This window comes from Streptomyces sp. NPDC002825 (assembly GCF_040295385.1).
Classification (GTDB): domain Bacteria; phylum Actinomycetota; class Actinomycetes; order Streptomycetales; family Streptomycetaceae; genus Streptomyces.
Genome location: NZ_JBEOVH010000019.1, coordinates 31,686 through 46,874 on the forward strand (window position 1 = coordinate 31,686; position 15,189 = coordinate 46,874).

A 15,189-nucleotide genomic window follows, 5' to 3' on the forward strand; every position below is an offset into this window, starting at 1 on the left:
CCACCCCGTCGAACGGGAGAGCCCTCCCCCGTTCCCCCGCGAAAGGAGACGTGATGTCCGAGAACATCGCCCCGAACGAGCACGAGAGGCTGCGCATCCTGGAGACCCAGGTGCAGGTCCTGGCCCAGGCCGTCAAAGCGCTGGCCGAAGGGCTGGAGGAGATCCCCTCGGAGGACGTCGAGCGGGAGAAGCAAGCGGCACACGGTGCCCGGCTGGCGCACGAACTGCTGCTGTCCCAGGGACTGTAAGGGCCTGTCGATGAGGATCACCGAGGCAATGAGCCATCCGGCTGTATCCGTGCCCATGGGCACACCGCTGCGACAAGTCGCCCGCGAGATGGCCGAGTACGGGGTCGGTTCCGTGATCGTCACCGAGGGCGGCGCCCTCCGCGGCATCGTCACCGACCGCGACCTCGCGCTGGCCGCCCTCGCCAGGGGCCTCGACGCGAGCGAGGCGATCGACTCGGTGATGACCTCACCCGTGATCACGGTGAACGTCGCCGACGACATCCATACGGCCTACCGGACCTTCCGCAGGGCGGGGGTCCGGCGCCTGCCCGTTCTGGAGGACCACCGAGTCGTGGGCGTCCTCACCGTGGACGACATGCTCATCGACGTCTTCCAGCGCTTGGGAGACCTCCTGGGGCCGGTCGCCTGGAGCGTGCTCGAGGAACCACCCGGGCCGCCCTCCGCGAACACCCGTTCACGCGGGGCCTGACCATGCCCCGGCAGTTTCATCCCTTGACGACCCCGAGCGGCACCAGACGGGCGATCAGCCGTGCGAGGCCGGCGTCCTCCGTCGCGGCGGCCACGGCGTCGACGTCCTTGTAGGCGTCGGGCGCCTCCTCGGCGAGCGCACGCCAGGACTTCGGCCGGACCGCGATGCCGTGCGACTCCAACTCCTCGTGCAGTTCCTCGCCACGTACCCGGCGCAGCGCCTGGTGTCGGCTCCAGACGCGGCCGGCGCCGTGGGCGGAGGACCAGAAGGCGGGGTTACCGGCGACGCCGGCCATCACGTACGAGGCCGTGCCCATCGTGCCGGGGACGAGGACGGGCTGCCCGGCCTCGGCGAGATCGTCCGGCAGGTCCGGGTGGCCGGGCGGCAGGGCCCTGGTGGCGCCCTTACGGTGGACGCACAACCGGCGCCGTACCCCGTCCACGTCGTGGCTCTCGATCTTCGCCAGGTTGTGGGAGACGTCGTAGACGAGGTCGAGGCCCACCCCGGCGGCGACGGTGAAGGCTTGGCGCGCTGCCTCCGTGAGCAGCTGACGGTTCGCGCGCCCGTAGTTCGCGGCGGCGGCCATCGCCCCCAGATAGGCGCTGCCCGGCGGGGAGACGGCAGGCGCGCAGGCCAGCTGCCGGTCCGGCAGCTCGATGCCGAAGGAGCGCAGGGACTGGTCCATCACGCGGACGTGGTCGCTGCACACCTGGTGTCCCAGTCCGCGTGAACCGCAGTGGATCATGACGCACACCTGGCCGGCGTGGAGACCGAAGGCGGACGCGGTCCGCTCGTCGTACACCCGGTCCACGGCCTGCACCTCCAGGAAGTGATTGGCCGAACCCAGGCTGCCCACCTGCCGAAGTCCGCGGTCCACCGCCCGCTGCCCCACCTGCGACGGATCGGCCCCCGGCAACGTCCCGCCGTCCTCGCATCGCTCAAGGTCGCGGGGCACGCCCCGCTCTCGCGCGACGGCGTACGCGGCCCCGGCGACCATGAGCTCCTCCAGCTGGGGGCGTCCGGACATCTTCCAGAGTCCGCCGGGCCCCAGGCCGCGCGGGATGGTGTCGCCAAGGATGTCCATCAGGCGTCGCATCCGTGGTTCCAGCGGGCCGCGGTCGATGCCGGCGGCGAGCAGCCGGACGCCGCAGGAGATGTCGAACCCGACACCGCCGGGCGAGATCACTCCGCCCGCGTCGACGTCCGTGGCGGCCACGCCTCCGATCGGGAAACCGTATCCCCAGTGCACGTCGGGCATGGCGTACGAGGCGCGGACGATGCCCGGCAGGGTCGCCACGTTGGCCACCTGTTGCAGTGCCTTGTCCCCGGCCGCCTGCGGCAGGAGGCGTCGCGTCGCGAAGACGACCCCGGGCACCCGCATCGGTCCCTGCCGCTCGATACGGAACCGGACAGGAGTCTCTTCCACCAGGGTGATGTCCATGCCCGTCGTCCCTTCCCGGGCCCCTGACTTCCAGTAGACCCTCGGCGTTACGGCTTCGCGCACCGGGAGCGCGGCGAGCGGCCGGTTCCTGGACTGGAAGACGTGGTCCGGCCCAACGAAGGGGTCGAGGCGCTCCTTCAGGAGTACGCGGACCTCATCGCCATTACCGGAGGCGAGGCCTTCAAGGCGCGCGCCCACGAGAAGGCGGCCCGCGCGATCGGCGGCCACTCCGCCGATGTCTCCCACCTCGACGCCGCCGGTCTGCGGGAGATCCCGGGTGTCGGCAGGTCCATCGCCGACAAGGTCGTCGAGTACTTCCGCACCGGCAAGGTCGCGGTGGTCGAGGAGCGACGGGCCCGGATCCCGGCCGGGGTGCGGCAACTCATGACCATCCCCACTCTCGGCCCCAGGAAGGCGATGGCGCTCTACGAAGATCTGCACATCTCCTCGGTGGACGAGCCGGCCGGTGCCGTCAAGGCAGAGAGGCTGCGTGATCTGCGGGGATTCGGGGGGGGAAGACCGAGGCGAACATCCTGCACGCATCACCCTCGTGCGGCGGGCGGGCGGGCGCATCCTGATCGGCACCGCCATGGAGACCGCCGAGGACATCGTCACGACGCTGTCCGGGATCAACGGTTGCCAGGACTGCACCTACGCGGGGTCGCTGCGCCGCATGAAGGAGACCATCGGCGACCTCGACGTCCTCGTCGCCGCCGACCGCTCGGCCCGGTTCATGGCGCCCGGCGCGAGCACGTACGGTCAGTGGACGGCCGGCACCACCGCATGCGACTCCTGCACGGCACCGAGCTCGACATCGGTCCGGACGGCGAGGTGGACTGGCCCGATGCGTTCCTCGCCGGCTTCGACCTCTGCGTGGCTTCCGTACACTCCCACTTCGGCCTCGACCGGGCGGCCATGACCCGGCGGATCGTCCGTGCCTGCGAGAACCCCACGTCAACGTCATCGGTCACCCCACGACCCGACTGCTGGGCAAGCGACCCGGCATCGACGCGGACTTCGACGAGGTGTTCGCCGTGGCCGCTGCACCGGCTGCGCCGGTTCCTGCGCAAGGACCGAGCAGACTGAGGTGCGGACGTGTCTCCCGGACAGAGCGGGGAGTCACACGTCGAGCGTCACCGCGCACGTCCAGCCGTCCGTCCCGCGGGTCATGGCCAGCTCGTGGAGCGTGACGGCCTTCGGCGCGGCACCCGTCACGGGCAGCGCCCCTGCGTCGGCCATCCACAGAACGCCCCTCACGCCGCCGTCGACGGGGGCCAGTTCCGCGTCGATCGGGACCTCGCTGTCCGTGTCGAGGCGGTACACAACCTCCTCCAGCAGGGCGACCAGCACGTCCTCGTCCCGGTCCGCCCGCACGTCGACCTCCCGCCGGCGGACGACGGTCGCCCCGGACACGTCCAGGAACGAAGCGCAGACGCCTCGCACCGCCTGCGCCAGGCACTCCTCGCGCGTGGGGGCCCATGCCTCCACCCGCAGGTCCGCCGTGTGCGGAACTCCGCGATACCCACCGCGTGCGGCGGCACTGTCCACGCTTCGCCTCCCTCGCGCGTCGCCTCCGGCGGTCAGGGAACAGCCGTGCCACGGTAGCCCCGTCGAGGCGGCAGCCCGGGCAGCACCGTGCCGGCCTGTGGGCGACGGTCCGCCGGCTCCTTCCGCACCGGGTGGCCGGCGAGGGCCGCGACGATGTCGGCAGCCGTCAGCACCCCGGCAAGACGCCCGTCTTCAGCCAGCACCGGAAGAGCGTCGGATTCGGTGTACGTCATGAGGCCGACAGCGTGGCGTACAGTCTGCTCCACGTGGACGAGCGCCGGCCCGTGCCCCCGGAGGAGCTCATCCACCCGCAGTTCCGACAGCGAAACGGCGGGAGCCCCACACGCAACCGCCACATCGGCTCTCTCCAGCAGGCCGGCACAGCGACCGTCCGGACGCACCACCGGAAGGTGGCGGGCACCCGACCTCCGCAGCAGCTCCCACGCCACGAGCACCGTCTCACCGACGTCGACCTGGACCACTGCGGGGCGCATCACCACGCCGACCGTCCGCGCCAGGACCTCCTCCTGCTCTCCCACGTTCGCCTCCTCGGCGCATGGCTCGGGCTTCGGTTGCCCGCCCGTACGACCGGACGGCTCCCTCGGCATCACGTACGAAGCCCTCGATCGAGGTGTGACGCGCTCGGCGCCCATAGGCCTGCCTTGTCCGGTGCCCTCAACCGCTCGTGGAGCTACGGACAGCTGACGCCATGCGGACGGGTGCGAACCCACACCACTGATCAGCCGGCCGGCTGAAGGAGGATTGCCTGGATGTCGTGCGCACCTTGTCCCGGGCGTAGGCGGCATCCTCGGCGGACACTTCACCCCGGGTCTCCACCTGCACGTCCAGAAGGGGTTGTGCCGTGTTTCGCTTCATGATGACCTCCGCTACGAGGAGGAGTTCACGTGGCTGGCCCGTTCCTGCATCTCCTGATCAAGTAGGAGTTCATGAGCCGACCGGGCCACGGGGGATTCCTCGCCCCGTGTGCCGGGGCGGGCGTGGGCCGGCGGTCCGTCGTACACGGATGCCATAGACGCCCCGGGCCCGAGCTCGGCTCCAGCCACCGCCTGTCGCTCGTCATCCAGTCTTCCTTCGATCCACGAGACCCGCAGGGGCCGAACGGCCCTTGTCGGGGGCTGTCAGGTCCGCCGGGGAACGCTCCTGGCCACGCGCGGGCCCGGACGGCAACCGGTTGAGGAATCGACCCGATGCCACGAGGAATGCCCTGGTCAGGCCTCTTTCCGGCAGGACCGCAGGTGTCACTCCGCTGCGCGACGGCCTTGTCGAATCCCCTCGGTCGCACCCCGACACGAACCGCGTTGCCCCCGTCGGAGTGGTTCGCGCCCGGACGGGTGCGGTCAGGGCATCATGCTGCTGCATGGGCGGCCCGGCCCGCCCGTGCAGCAGCAACAGTGAGGTGGAGACCATGCCGTACGACCACACCGTCAAGCCGGCGGGAACCTTCGAGGAAACGGTGGAAGCCGTCCGCCGCGCGCTGGCAGACCAGGGCTTCGGCATCCTGACCGAGATCGACGTCCAGGCCACGCTCAGGGCGAAGCTCGGCCACGACATGGAGCCGTACCTGATCCTCGGAGCGTGCAACCCCCCGCTCGCCCGTCAGGCACTGGACGCCGACCGCTCGGTCGGCCTGCTGCTGCCCTGCAACGTCGTGGTCCGCACCGACGGCGACCAGGTGATCGTGCAGGCGATCGACCCCTCCACGATGGTCGCTCTCACCGGCGTCGACGCCATGGCGCCCGTCGCGGACGAGGCGGCTCGCCGCCTCGACGCCGCACTCGCCTCCCTTGTGGAAGGCGGTGCATGAGCGGTCAGGGCACTGTGGAGGGCCGGTCGGCCCTCCACGAAAAGCACAACGGGGCCGGTCGGCCATCGAGTGGCGTCACTCTGCGGAACCGGTGCGGGCAGCTCAGCGCGTCAGCCTGGTCGACCCACGGCCCGCCGGGGTCCGCGTCCAGCGCCCGGACTTCGACGCGGTGACCGTGAGTGCTCAGCCGAGTGCCGATCCGCGAGGCGATCTCCTGCGTGGAGTGATGCTCGGAGGCGTACAGGATCCGCACGGAAACCATTGGCTCCTCCTCCATGTCCGGTGCGGCTCGGGCTGGGACGGTGCGGCGATCGGGGCGCGGGGCGGCTGTCCACGCCTGGACGCCGACGTGGGGACGCTACGTTCCCGTGCCGCCGCGCCCGCGCGGCTGACTCGTCATCAGCCACGTGACGGTGCGGCTGACATCCGAGGCGGAGACGATGCCGACCAGCCTGTCCTCGTCGACCACCAGAACGCGGTGCTCCGCGCCCGGCGCGACGCTGGGCAGCAGATCGGCGAGGGGATCGTTCGCGGCGACGACGGTGACCCGCGACAGCGGCAGCATGACCTGCTCCACCGTCACGGCGTGCCGCCGTTCCTCTGGCACCCTCCTGGCCAGGTCCAGTGTCATGAGACCGATGGGCGCGGAGTCGTCGCCGGTCACCGGGAAGGCCGAATGGCGGTACCGGTACCGGGGACCACCCAGGAAGTCGGCGACCGTGAGGCCGGCGGGCACCGTGATCGGGTCCGGCGTCATGGCCTGTCGCACCGGAACGCCCGCGAGGACGCCCCGCAGGTGCGCCTGCTGTCCCTCCATGGTTGCGGTGGCGGCCAGGAACCAGCCGATCATCGCCAGCCACAGTCCCCCGCCGGCGTCCCCCCGGAGGAACAGCAACAGGCCCACCGTCATCAGCAACCAGCCGAAGGCGCGTCCCGCCGCGGTCGCCCCTGCGGTCGCCCGAAGCCGGTCTCCTGTTCGCCACCAGAGGAAGGCGCGCAGCAGGCGCCCGCCGTCGAGCGGGGCTGCGGGGATGACGTTGAACACCGCCAGCAGGATGTTGATCGCCGCGAGCCAGGCCACCGCCTCGACGGCCAGTCCCGGCGCGGAGGTCGTGTCGAGCAGCCACGCGACAAGCGTGCAGAGCGCTCCCAGAAGGAGGCTCACCAGGGGGCCGACGCCCGCGATCCGCAGCTCCGCCGCGGGGTTCGGCGCCTCCGCCTTGAGCCGTGCCGCGCCACCGAGCAGCCAGAGGACGACGTCGTCCACCTCGACCCCGTTCCGTCGGGCGAGAATCGCGTGCGCCAGCTCGTGCGCGAGCAGAGAGGCGAAGAAGACCAGGGCGGTCAGCAGCCCGACCGCCCAGTACGCCAGCCATCCGTGGCCCGGTTGGGACTCGGGGAGGCGGCTTTCCGCGAGCCCGAACGCGATCACGGCGAAGATGAGCAGAACGCTCCAGTGGACTCCGATGCGGACCCCTGCGATCCGCCCCAGAACGAACGTCGGCCGCATGGTGTTCTCCCACCTTCAGACGCGTCTCGAACCCGTGGCCGCCGCTGGTCCGGATGCGGAGGCCCACCGTCTGCGGACGGATTCCTCGTGTTCCGTCTGCTCCAGGCTCTGTTCGGCGGCGGTCAGCTCCCCGCTCAGCCGGGGGATCCAGTGGTGGCGCAGCGCGCGGACGCGCTGCCGCGTCCTGCGGACTTCGGCGGCCACGCGGCGGGTGGCCTCGCGCGCGGCCGCGTACTCGGCCGCCGTCGTGACCGCGTCGCGGTAGGCCGCCTCGGCCCGGACCAGCGCGCTGTTGCGGGGCGTCGGATCATCCGGTGAGCGGGCGGCGGGTGCGCAGGTCACACCGGCGGGGTGCCGTACGCCCATGGTGGTCGTGTACGCGATCGTGACCGTCGCCCGGTCGACGGTGGCCGCCTGGGCGAGGGCCTGCTCACCGCTCAGCAGCGTGCCGCGCAGCAGCCACGTCTCGGCCTCGTGAAGCCGGGACGTCCAGAGTCGGGCCGCGGCCTCCTCGGCCTGCCGCAGCGCTCGTTCCCGGTCCATCAGGAACAGCAGCTTGCGCTCCAGTACGTCGGCTCCTCTCAGCGCGGTGTCGAGACGCAGGCGCAGGCGCAGGCGACCCGCCCGGCCCGGTGGGACTCGCCGCCCGCTCATCCGTCCTCCCCCTCCGTGTCGGCTGATGCCCTCCTGGTCACGAGCAGGGCTTCCGGAAGCATCCCTAGTTCGCCGTCGGGCAGCGTCAGGAGCACCTGCCACGCCTCGTCGAGGGCCTCGTTCAGGGACCGTGGCTCGCCGGGCAGCTCGGAGAGAAGGCGGCGCAGGAAGGCCTGTTCCAGGTCCAGGTACCTCCGGTCGACGGTGCTCAGGGCCTGCTCGCCGATCAGATCGGCGAGCTCCCGCACCTGTCTCGCCCGGGCGAGCGCGGCGATCAACTGCCCGGCGACCGGAAGATGATCCTCGCGCGTGCGGCCCGCCCCCGCACCCTTGCGCATGAGTCGGGAGAGCGAGGCGAGCGCGTCGACCGGTGGGTAGACGCCCTGGGCGTGGATCGCGTTCGACAACACGATCTGGCCTTCGGTGATGTATCCGGTGAGGTCGGGGACGGGATGGGTGACGTCTCCGGCCGGCATGGTGAGCACCGGAACGACGGTGACCGATCCCGGGCGGTCTCGGATCTTTCCGCAGCGCTCGTACAGCGAGGCCAGGTCGCTGTACAGATAGCCGGGGTAGGCGCGCCGGGCGGGGACCTCTCCCCGGGCGGCGGAGACCTCGCGCAGTGCTTCCGCGTAGGCCGTCATGTCGCTCATGACGACGAGTACGTGGCGGCCGCCGCGGAATGCCAGGTCCTCGGCGACGGTGAGGGCGAGCCGTGGTGTCAGGAGCCGCTCGATCACCGGGTCGTCCGCGGCGTTCAGCAGCAGCACCAGTTCGCCGTCGGCCGAGCGTTCCGCGAGCCCTTCGCGGACGAGGGCGGCGTCGGCGTGGGTCAGGCCCATTCCGGCGAAGACGACGCTGAACGGTTCGTCCCCGCACGAGGACTGGGCGGCGACCTGGATCGCGAGTTCGAGGTGCGGCAGTCCGGCGACGGAGAAGACGGGCAGTTTCTGCCCCCGGACCAGGGTGGCGAGAACGTCGATGGCGGCCACACCCGTCAGGACCGGCTCCGTCGGGGGTTCTCTGCGTGCCGGGTTGATCGGCGTGCCGCCGATCGCCGCCCGGACCCTGCCCAGGACCGGCGGCCCGCCGTCGACGGGTTCGCCCCGTCCGTTGCACACCCTGCCCAGCCAGCCGTCGCCGACCGGCACGTGCAGCGGCGTTCCCGCGAAGGCGATCCGCGTGGTGTCCGGGCTCATCCCGACGGTGTCCTCGAAGACCTGCACCACGGCGAGGTCCCCGTCGACCTCCAGAACCAGCCCGTGGCGACGGTCGCCCGAGTCGAGCGTGATCCGGACGTACTCGTCCCACCCCACGCCCGTGATCCCCTCGACCACGACGAGCGGGCCGTGCAGCTCCCGCACGGCCGTGTACTCGATCTCGTAGCCGCCGCTCATGCCTGCTCCACCAGCCGTGTCAGCACCGTGTCGCGGGCCACGGTGACGGCGGCCGGGTCGTCCGGCCCGGCTGTGTCGCGGGCCCGCAGGACCGGGGTGAAGTCGACGGCCTCAACGGTCTCCACCTCCGTTCCGGCGTCGACGAGGGCATGGCACCGGTCGACCACGGCCAAAAGGGCGTCCGCGAGCGCCGCGGTCTTGCGCGACGTGCAGTAGGCGTCCCGGGGCGAAAGCGCGTTCTGCTGGAGGAGGCCCTCACGGATCAGCCGGCCGCCGAGGACGCTGACCCGTTCGCGCGGGGGCAGGGCGGTGAGTCCGAGGAGCTCGACGAGGCCGGCGAGCCGGTCGGCCTCGGCGAGCCGGGCCGCGACCCTCCCGCGCCGCTCGGCAGCCGCGTCGGGGTCCCCGGCCGACGCCACGGCGGCGTCCCGGGAGAAGGAGTCGGGCCAGGACACGGCGGGGTAGTGCCGGGCGTACGCGAGGTCGCGGTCCAGGGACCACAGGCACCGGACGAAGCGCTCCGTGTGCGCCGTGACGGGTTCGGTGAGGTCTCCGCCGGGCGGGGAGACCGCCCCGATGACGGTGACGGAACCCGTGGTGTCCCCCAGGGTGTGGACGGCGGCGGCGCGCTCGTAGAACGCCGCCAGTTCGGAGGCGAGGTCGGCCGGGTAGCCCTCTTCCGCCGGGAGTCGGCCCATGCGAGCGGCGAACTCGCGCAGTGCCTCGGCCCAGCGGGACGTGGAGTCGGCGATGACCACGGCGTCGAGGCCCATGTCCCGGAAGTACTCGGCGACCGTGGCCCCGGTGTGCACGCTCGCCTCGCGCGCCATCATCGGCATGTTGGAGGTGTTGGCGATGGTCACGGTGCGATCGGAGAGCCGGCCGCCGGTGCGCGGGTCCTCCAGCTGCGACAGCTCGTCTATCACGTCGGCCATCTCGTTGCCGCGCTCTCCGCAGCCGACATAGACGATGACATCGGCGTCGCACCACTTGGCGATCTGCTGGAGCAGCATGGTCTTTCCGGTGCCGAACCCGCCGGGCACGGCGACCGTGCTCCCCCTGGCCACCGGGAAGAGGAGATCGATCACCCGCTGTCCGGTGGTGAGCGGCTCGCGGGCGACGAGGCGTTGCCGTACGGGACGGGGAACTCGTACGGGCCATTCGGACGCGATGCGCACCGGCGTCCCGGCGACCACCGCGAGCACCTCGTCCTCCCCGTACCGACCTTCCGGCGCGATGCGGTCGACGGGTCCCCTGCAACCGGGCGGTGTCAGGAGGCGGACGGGCACCGAAGGTGCGGCTCCGCCCAGGTCCCCCAGTACGCCGCCCTCCGTCACGTGCTGTCCGGCCGCCGCGCGTGGGCTGAAGGCCCAGGTCCGTTCGCCCGGTGGTCGCGCGGATGCTCCCGGTGACAGTCGCTCGCCGACTCCGGCGAGGGGCCTGAGCAGACCGTCGAACACACCGCCGAGAAGGCCGGGGCTCAGCCGCACCGAAAGGGGCTTGCGCAGGCGGCGGGCCGGGTGCCCGGGGGCGAGACCGCCGGTGTACTCGTACGCCTGGAGGGTGGCCACCGCGCCCTTGATCGCCACCACTTCCGCGGTCAGCCCGGTCTCGCCCAGGAGGACCAGCTCCCCCATGGCCAAGCCGTCGGTGTAGTCCACCTCCACCAGAGGGCCCGCCACCCGCCGTACCCGGGGCGGCGGGGTCACGGCGTCCACAGGGCCTCCGCTTCCGCTCCGAACCGCTCAAGGGCCCGGTCGCTCAGGGTGTCCGGAGTCAGGTCGACCCGGCGGCCCGGGGCCACCACCGTCAACCCGCCTTCCGGAGCGGCGGCTGTGGCGGCTTGGGGGCCGAGCAGCGCGTGGGCGCGACGCCTCAGCCGGTCCTGGGCGGTCCGGTCGGCGGCTGCCCGGCGGACCGCCTCGCGTACTCGGGCACGCAGGTCCGCGTACGCCTCGGACTCCGCCGCCAGTTCGAGTTCCCTGGCGGCCTGGCGGGCGGCGGTGCGGCGGGCTTTCGCGGCCGCCGCCCCCTCGGCTCCTCCCTGGCGCCGGGCCCGTTCCAGGATCGCTGCGGCCTCGGCATGGGCCGCCGCCACCAGCTCGTCCGCCTCTCGGGCCGCTCTCGCCAGGACGGTGTCGGCATCGACGTGCGCCGCACGGAGCAAGGCGTCGCGCACCGGGACGAGTTCCGGCTCCAGCCGTGCCCGCCGACCGGGGCGGGGCCGCCTCGCGATCACGACGGCATCACCGCCGTGAGGAACCGGGTGTCCGGAAGGTCCGGGCCCAGGGCCTCTGCCGCGGCAGGAGTGAGGATCACGAGGGACACGTCGTCCGGAAGCGACCGCCAGGCCTCACGTACATCCTCCGCGCGCTCCGCCGCGAACACGTCGACACCGGCCAGGGCGAGTCCGCGCACTCTCATGTGCTCACCGACGGCCGCGACGGTCCCCATCTCTCATGCCTTTCCGATCAGCAGGATGGCGACCACCAGACCGTAGACGGCGATGCCCTCCGCGAGTCCCACGATGACCATGGCCCGGCCGAAGAGTTCGGGGCGTTCGCTGAGCGCGGCCAGCGCGGCGGCGCCGGTGTAGGCCACGGCGATGGCCGCGCCGATCGACGCCCCGGCCACAGCGATGGCTGCGGCGATGAGGGCGGACCCGTTGGTTTCGGCCGCCGCGGCCTGGGCCGGCGCGCCCAGCGCGACCCCGGCGAGGCCCATGACCAGGAGGGCGAGTGCTCCCGTCAGCATCAGCAGGTTCGATACCAGGAACCATCGGACTGAGTGTTTCCCGTCGCGTCGGGCGAGCGTGCGGAAGGCCCAGAATCCGGCAGCGAGGAAGGGGAGCGCGATCAGCCAGGCGATCATGTGGTCACCTCCGAGTCGGCCAAGGGCACGTGCCAGGGGCGGAACGGGCGTCCTTGCGCCTCGAAGACCCGTGAGAACAGTTCGTAGAACTCCAGCCGCAGGGCCTGGACTCCGGCGATCAATGCCTCCAGGGCGAACGCGGCGGCCGTGGCGACGGTGAAGAGGACGACAGCTGCCACGAGCGGCCCGGGCCCCTGCCGTGCCAGACCGGTGGCTCCCTGCCAGATGAGGTGCGCCAGCGCCGCATGGGTCAGGCCGAAGGCCGCCAGCCGGGCGAAGGAGACGGTGTTCGTGCCGGCCCGCACGACGATGTCGAAGAGGCGCACCCCGGTCTCGGCCACGCCCGCCGCGCCGCCGGGCGTGGCGGCGAGGAATCCCGCGCCCGCGAGCAGCAGGCCCAGGGAGGCGAGCGCGGCCCCCGCGACGACGTACGCCCGCTGGTCCGCGTACAACCCGGCGCCCACGAGGGCGAGGGACGCGTACACGACGAAGCCGGCGCAACCGGACGGGGCGTACACGGCACGCGCCGGGCCGCCCTCGCGCCATCGATTGACCGTCCCCGCCACGTAGGCGAGCGCGAGGAGTACCCCGCCGAAGACGATCGAGGCGGTCAGCAGCCGCTCCGGCGAGTCCAGGGGATCCAGCCACAGCACGGGCAGGATCCCGGTCGGCCCGAAGAACTCCCCGTACGCGACGCCCGCAAGGGCCGTAGCCGACCCGGCCCCGGCCAGGAAGGGCCAGACCCGGCGGTATCGCGCGGGGAAAGGAGGGAAACCGTGACGCAGCGCGAGAGCCAGCAGGAGAAGCAGCAGACCGTACCCGACGTCCCCGAACATGACTCCGAACATCACGACGAAGACGACACCGGAGGGCCACGACGGGTCCACGTCCCGGTAGGGCACCGTGCCGTAGGTGGTTACCAGCCCCGCGAATGACCCCGCCGTTCCTCGGGAGCCTCGCAGCAGGGTCGGCGGTTCCACCCCGCGCGGTGTCGGGAGGACGACCAAGGCGGCTCCCACGGTGGCAAGGCGTGAGGCCAGCCGTGGCACTTCCGTGGCGGGGCACCAGCCCGCCAGGGCCGCGACTTCTCCGCGCCGGACCGCGGCCCGGTCGATGGCCGCCAGTTGTGCCTCACCGGCCAGCAGGTCCTCGCGGCGCTCCCGCCGCAGCGCGTCGAGGTCGGGGGTGGTCGGCGCGAGCATCGCTCCGGAACCCGGGGCGGACGGGAGTCCCCGCGATGCCACGGCCGCCACGGCTGACTCCCCGCTCCCCGGCCGGTCGAGTTCGACGCAGCCTTCGTCGGCGATGCGTACGAGGGTGTCCCGCATGGCGGCCGACGGGGCGACGAGGGCCACGCGCCGCATCCGTACCGGCAGCAGGTGCTCAACCGACCAGGTCATCGAACACCTCCATGGGCCCTCCGCCGTGCGCCGCGAGTTCCAGTGCCGCTCGTACGCGCCACGCGTCGACGGACAGCGCGGCCACCGCGCCCACCAACGGGACGGGTCCGTACGCGGCGCCGCGCAGCATGTCCTCCGCGTCCCGGCCCAGGACCGCCCACCAGCGGGCCTCCGCCCGCCACAGGTCCGCCGGGTCGCCGACGCCTTCGACGGCCCATCGGGCTCCGGCGGGCAACCGGTCGCGGAAGTCGCGGAAGCCGACTGCTTTCAGGGCCCGGTCTCCCAGGACGTCCGCCGCGCGGTGCCGTACCGGTGCCGGCAGGACGCGGCCATGGACGAACATCTCCCGGGCCGTCAACAGGGCGGCCCTGCCCTCGGCCCAGGTGCGTGCGGGCCCCACCTCCGCGGTCCGCGCGGCAGCGGCCATACGCATCCCGACGCTCACACCCCAGGCGGTTCCGGCACCGGGATCACCCCAGGACGAGGCAGCGAGCACCCGGCGGACGGCATCCGCGGAATCGGCGCGTTCGAGACGCCGCCATGCCGTGCCGAGCGCACCGAGACGGTAGGCCCGCGGAGGGGACGACGCGCCGGAGAAGGACTTCAGGAGTGCCTCGACGTTGGCGATCTCGAAGCCCGCCGCGAGCGGCCGCAGCAGGCGCGCTCCGGCGGGTGGCAGCCATCCCGCGAGGACCCGCAGATTCCACAGGAGCGCCGAGGCGACCTCGCGTTGCGCGTCGGCGAGCGAGGAGTCCGCGGCGGCTTCTCGGTAGGGCGACCCGGCCAGGCTGCGCAGCGCGTGCCCGAGGGACGGGCTCGCGGCCAGCTCCCGGATGGCGGCGGCACCCAGTCGCTGGGACATCAGAGCCCTGGCCCTGGTCACACCGGCGACCCACCCGGCGCCCACTCGTCGCTCCCCAGGGTGTCGAAGCGTCCGAGAGCGTACGCGGCGACGCGGTCGGCGAGACCGGGGATCCGCACGGCGGCCCGCGTGCGCACCTGCTCCGCCGCGCTCCGGCCCCCCGCGAGCAGGGCGGTCTCCTCACGGCGAGCCGCGGCCAGCGCGGAAGCCACGGCTTCCGCCCGCACCCGACCCGCCTGTTCCTGCGCGGCGGCCACGATGCCGGCGGCCTGCCGGGCCGCCTCCCGTGCGAGGGCCGCGGCCTCGTCCCCGGCTCTGGCGCGGATCTCCGACGCCTCCTTCTGGACTCCCGCGAGCCGAGCGAGCACCGGACCGAGTTCCGTGGCGGGATCGCCCGTCCGGTCGGCGGGCACCGCGGCGACGGCCGCACCGGGGGCGCCCAGCCGCCGGAACCGTGCGAGGAAGGTCCGCAGTCGCATCCGGCGACCTCCTCTCTCACTTCGTTTCCAGTCTCGCCACCACCGCCCGAGCTGTCGCCTCGAACCGGGTCCTGGCCCGAGAGGTGGTCGAAACCGACCGCCGGGAAGAGTCCCGGGGTCAGCGCTCGCCCGGCCGACGCACCACAGCAACCGGACAGTGCCCGTGATGCAGCACCGCCTGGCTCACCGAGCCCAGCAGCAGGCCGCTGAAACCACCGCGGCCCCGAGCACCGACGACCAGGAGCTGCGCGCTGCCGCTCGCCTCGATCAGGGCCTCACGCGTAGCACCGTGCACATCGCCGGCCGAGCAGGCCCTGGCCCGTGGGCCGGCGCTGCGACCCGACTCCTCGACAAACTGGGCGTCGAGCGGCGTGTACAAGCCGCGGTGATCGCCACCCAAGCACACGAGCACGAGCACGATGCGCAACAACTCCCACACCGACAGCCACGGTAGCGACATCCTCCGCACCTGGCGCCCTCCGGAA

16 protein-coding genes and 2 pseudogenes are annotated in these 15,189 nt (G+C 72.5%); 4 read left to right on the plus strand and 14 right to left on the minus strand.

The window, feature by feature from the left end; genetic code table 11:
• Positions 1 to 53: 53 nt before the first annotated feature.
• Entirely contained in the window at positions 54 to 248 is a 195-nt protein-coding gene (locus tag ABT041_RS23410; protein ID WP_351187406.1) for a hypothetical protein, read from the plus strand.
• 28 nt (positions 249 to 276) lie between these two features.
• On the plus strand, positions 277 to 717 hold the full coding sequence (locus ABT041_RS23415; RefSeq protein WP_351187407.1) for a CBS domain-containing protein: 441 nt from the start codon (positions 277 to 279) through the stop codon (positions 715 to 717).
• Positions 718 to 733: 16 nt separating this feature from the next.
• On the opposite strand, the gene ABT041_RS23420 is transcribed toward ABT041_RS23415, so the two are convergent.
• Positions 734 to 2,158, minus strand: a complete 1,425-nt coding sequence (locus tag ABT041_RS23420; RefSeq protein ID WP_351187408.1) for an RtcB family protein — start codon at positions 2,156 to 2,158, stop codon at positions 734 to 736.
• Positions 2,159 to 2,260: 102 nt separating this feature from the next.
• Here ABT041_RS23420 and ABT041_RS23425 point away from each other — a divergent pair.
• Positions 2,261 to 3,201: pseudogene (locus ABT041_RS23425) on the plus strand (helix-hairpin-helix domain-containing protein); the annotation flags it as partial.
• Positions 3,202 to 3,277: 76 nt separating this feature from the next.
• Here ABT041_RS23425 and ABT041_RS23430 read toward each other — a convergent pair.
• Positions 3,278 to 3,706 carry an archease gene (locus ABT041_RS23430; protein ID WP_351187410.1) on the minus strand — a complete coding sequence of 143 codons (429 nt, stop codon included), beginning with the start codon at positions 3,704 to 3,706 and terminating at the stop codon, positions 3,278 to 3,280.
• A 32-nt stretch (positions 3,707 to 3,738) separates the two neighbouring features.
• Positions 3,739 to 4,245 carry a CBS domain-containing protein gene (locus ABT041_RS23435; protein WP_351187412.1) on the minus strand — a complete coding sequence of 169 codons (507 nt, stop codon included), beginning with the start codon at positions 4,243 to 4,245 and terminating at the stop codon, positions 3,739 to 3,741.
• Between the two features lie 887 nt (positions 4,246 to 5,132).
• Here ABT041_RS23435 and ABT041_RS23440 point away from each other — a divergent pair.
• Entirely contained in the window at positions 5,133 to 5,531 is a 399-nt protein-coding gene (locus tag ABT041_RS23440) for a DUF302 domain-containing protein (protein WP_351187414.1), read from the plus strand.
• Positions 5,532 to 5,889: 358 nt separating this feature from the next.
• Here ABT041_RS23440 and ABT041_RS23445 read toward each other — a convergent pair whose 3' ends face one another.
• The 11 genes and pseudogenes from ABT041_RS23445 to ABT041_RS23495 form a co-directional block, all read right to left on the minus strand.
• The gene (locus ABT041_RS23445; protein ID WP_351187416.1) at positions 5,890 to 7,041 is read right to left on the minus strand and encodes a site-2 protease family protein; all 1,152 of its coding nucleotides are present in this window, start codon (positions 7,039 to 7,041) and stop codon (positions 5,890 to 5,892) included.
• A 15-nt stretch (positions 7,042 to 7,056) separates the two neighbouring features.
• Positions 7,057 to 7,695 carry a V-type ATP synthase subunit D gene (locus ABT041_RS23450; protein ID WP_351187418.1) on the minus strand — a complete coding sequence of 213 codons (639 nt, stop codon included), beginning with the start codon at positions 7,693 to 7,695 and terminating at the stop codon, positions 7,057 to 7,059.
• Positions 7,692 to 9,092, minus strand: a complete 1,401-nt coding sequence (locus tag ABT041_RS23455) for a V-type ATP synthase subunit B (RefSeq protein WP_351187420.1) — start codon at positions 9,090 to 9,092, stop codon at positions 7,692 to 7,694. Before ABT041_RS23455 ends, ABT041_RS23450 begins: the two co-directional genes overlap by 4 nt.
• Complete coding sequence (locus ABT041_RS23460; protein ID WP_351187422.1) at positions 9,089 to 10,810, minus strand: V-type ATP synthase subunit A; 1,722 nt, start codon at positions 10,808 to 10,810, stop codon at positions 9,089 to 9,091. The genes ABT041_RS23455 and ABT041_RS23460 overlap by 4 nt, the downstream gene beginning before the upstream one ends.
• Complete coding sequence (locus tag ABT041_RS23465; protein WP_351187424.1) at positions 10,798 to 11,271, minus strand: hypothetical protein; 474 nt, start codon at positions 11,269 to 11,271, stop codon at positions 10,798 to 10,800. Before ABT041_RS23465 ends, ABT041_RS23460 begins: the two co-directional genes overlap by 13 nt.
• 56 nt (positions 11,272 to 11,327) lie before the next feature.
• On the minus strand, positions 11,328 to 11,546 hold the full coding sequence (locus ABT041_RS23470; RefSeq protein ID WP_351187426.1) for a V-type ATP synthase subunit F: 219 nt from the start codon (positions 11,544 to 11,546) through the stop codon (positions 11,328 to 11,330).
• A gap of 3 nt (positions 11,547 to 11,549) precedes the next feature.
• Positions 11,550 to 11,963: an ATP synthase subunit C gene (locus tag ABT041_RS23475; protein WP_351187428.1), complete on the minus strand. Its 414-nt coding sequence runs from the start codon at positions 11,961 to 11,963 to the stop codon at positions 11,550 to 11,552.
• Positions 11,960 to 13,363: a V-type ATPase 116kDa subunit family protein gene (locus ABT041_RS23480; RefSeq protein WP_351187430.1), complete on the minus strand. Its 1,404-nt coding sequence runs from the start codon at positions 13,361 to 13,363 to the stop codon at positions 11,960 to 11,962. Before ABT041_RS23480 ends, ABT041_RS23475 begins: the two co-directional genes overlap by 4 nt.
• Entirely contained in the window at positions 13,347 to 14,225 is an 879-nt protein-coding gene (locus ABT041_RS23485; RefSeq protein ID WP_351187432.1) for a hypothetical protein, read from the minus strand. The genes ABT041_RS23480 and ABT041_RS23485 overlap by 17 nt, the downstream gene beginning before the upstream one ends.
• A 17-nt stretch (positions 14,226 to 14,242) precedes the next feature.
• Positions 14,243 to 14,704, minus strand: coding sequence for a hypothetical protein (locus ABT041_RS23490; RefSeq protein ID WP_351187434.1), 462 nt, complete (start codon positions 14,702 to 14,704; stop codon positions 14,243 to 14,245).
• 118 nt (positions 14,705 to 14,822) lie between these two features.
• A pseudogene (locus ABT041_RS23495) lies at positions 14,823 to 14,999 on the minus strand (universal stress protein); the annotation flags it as partial.
• Positions 15,000 to 15,189: the final 190 nt, after the last annotated feature.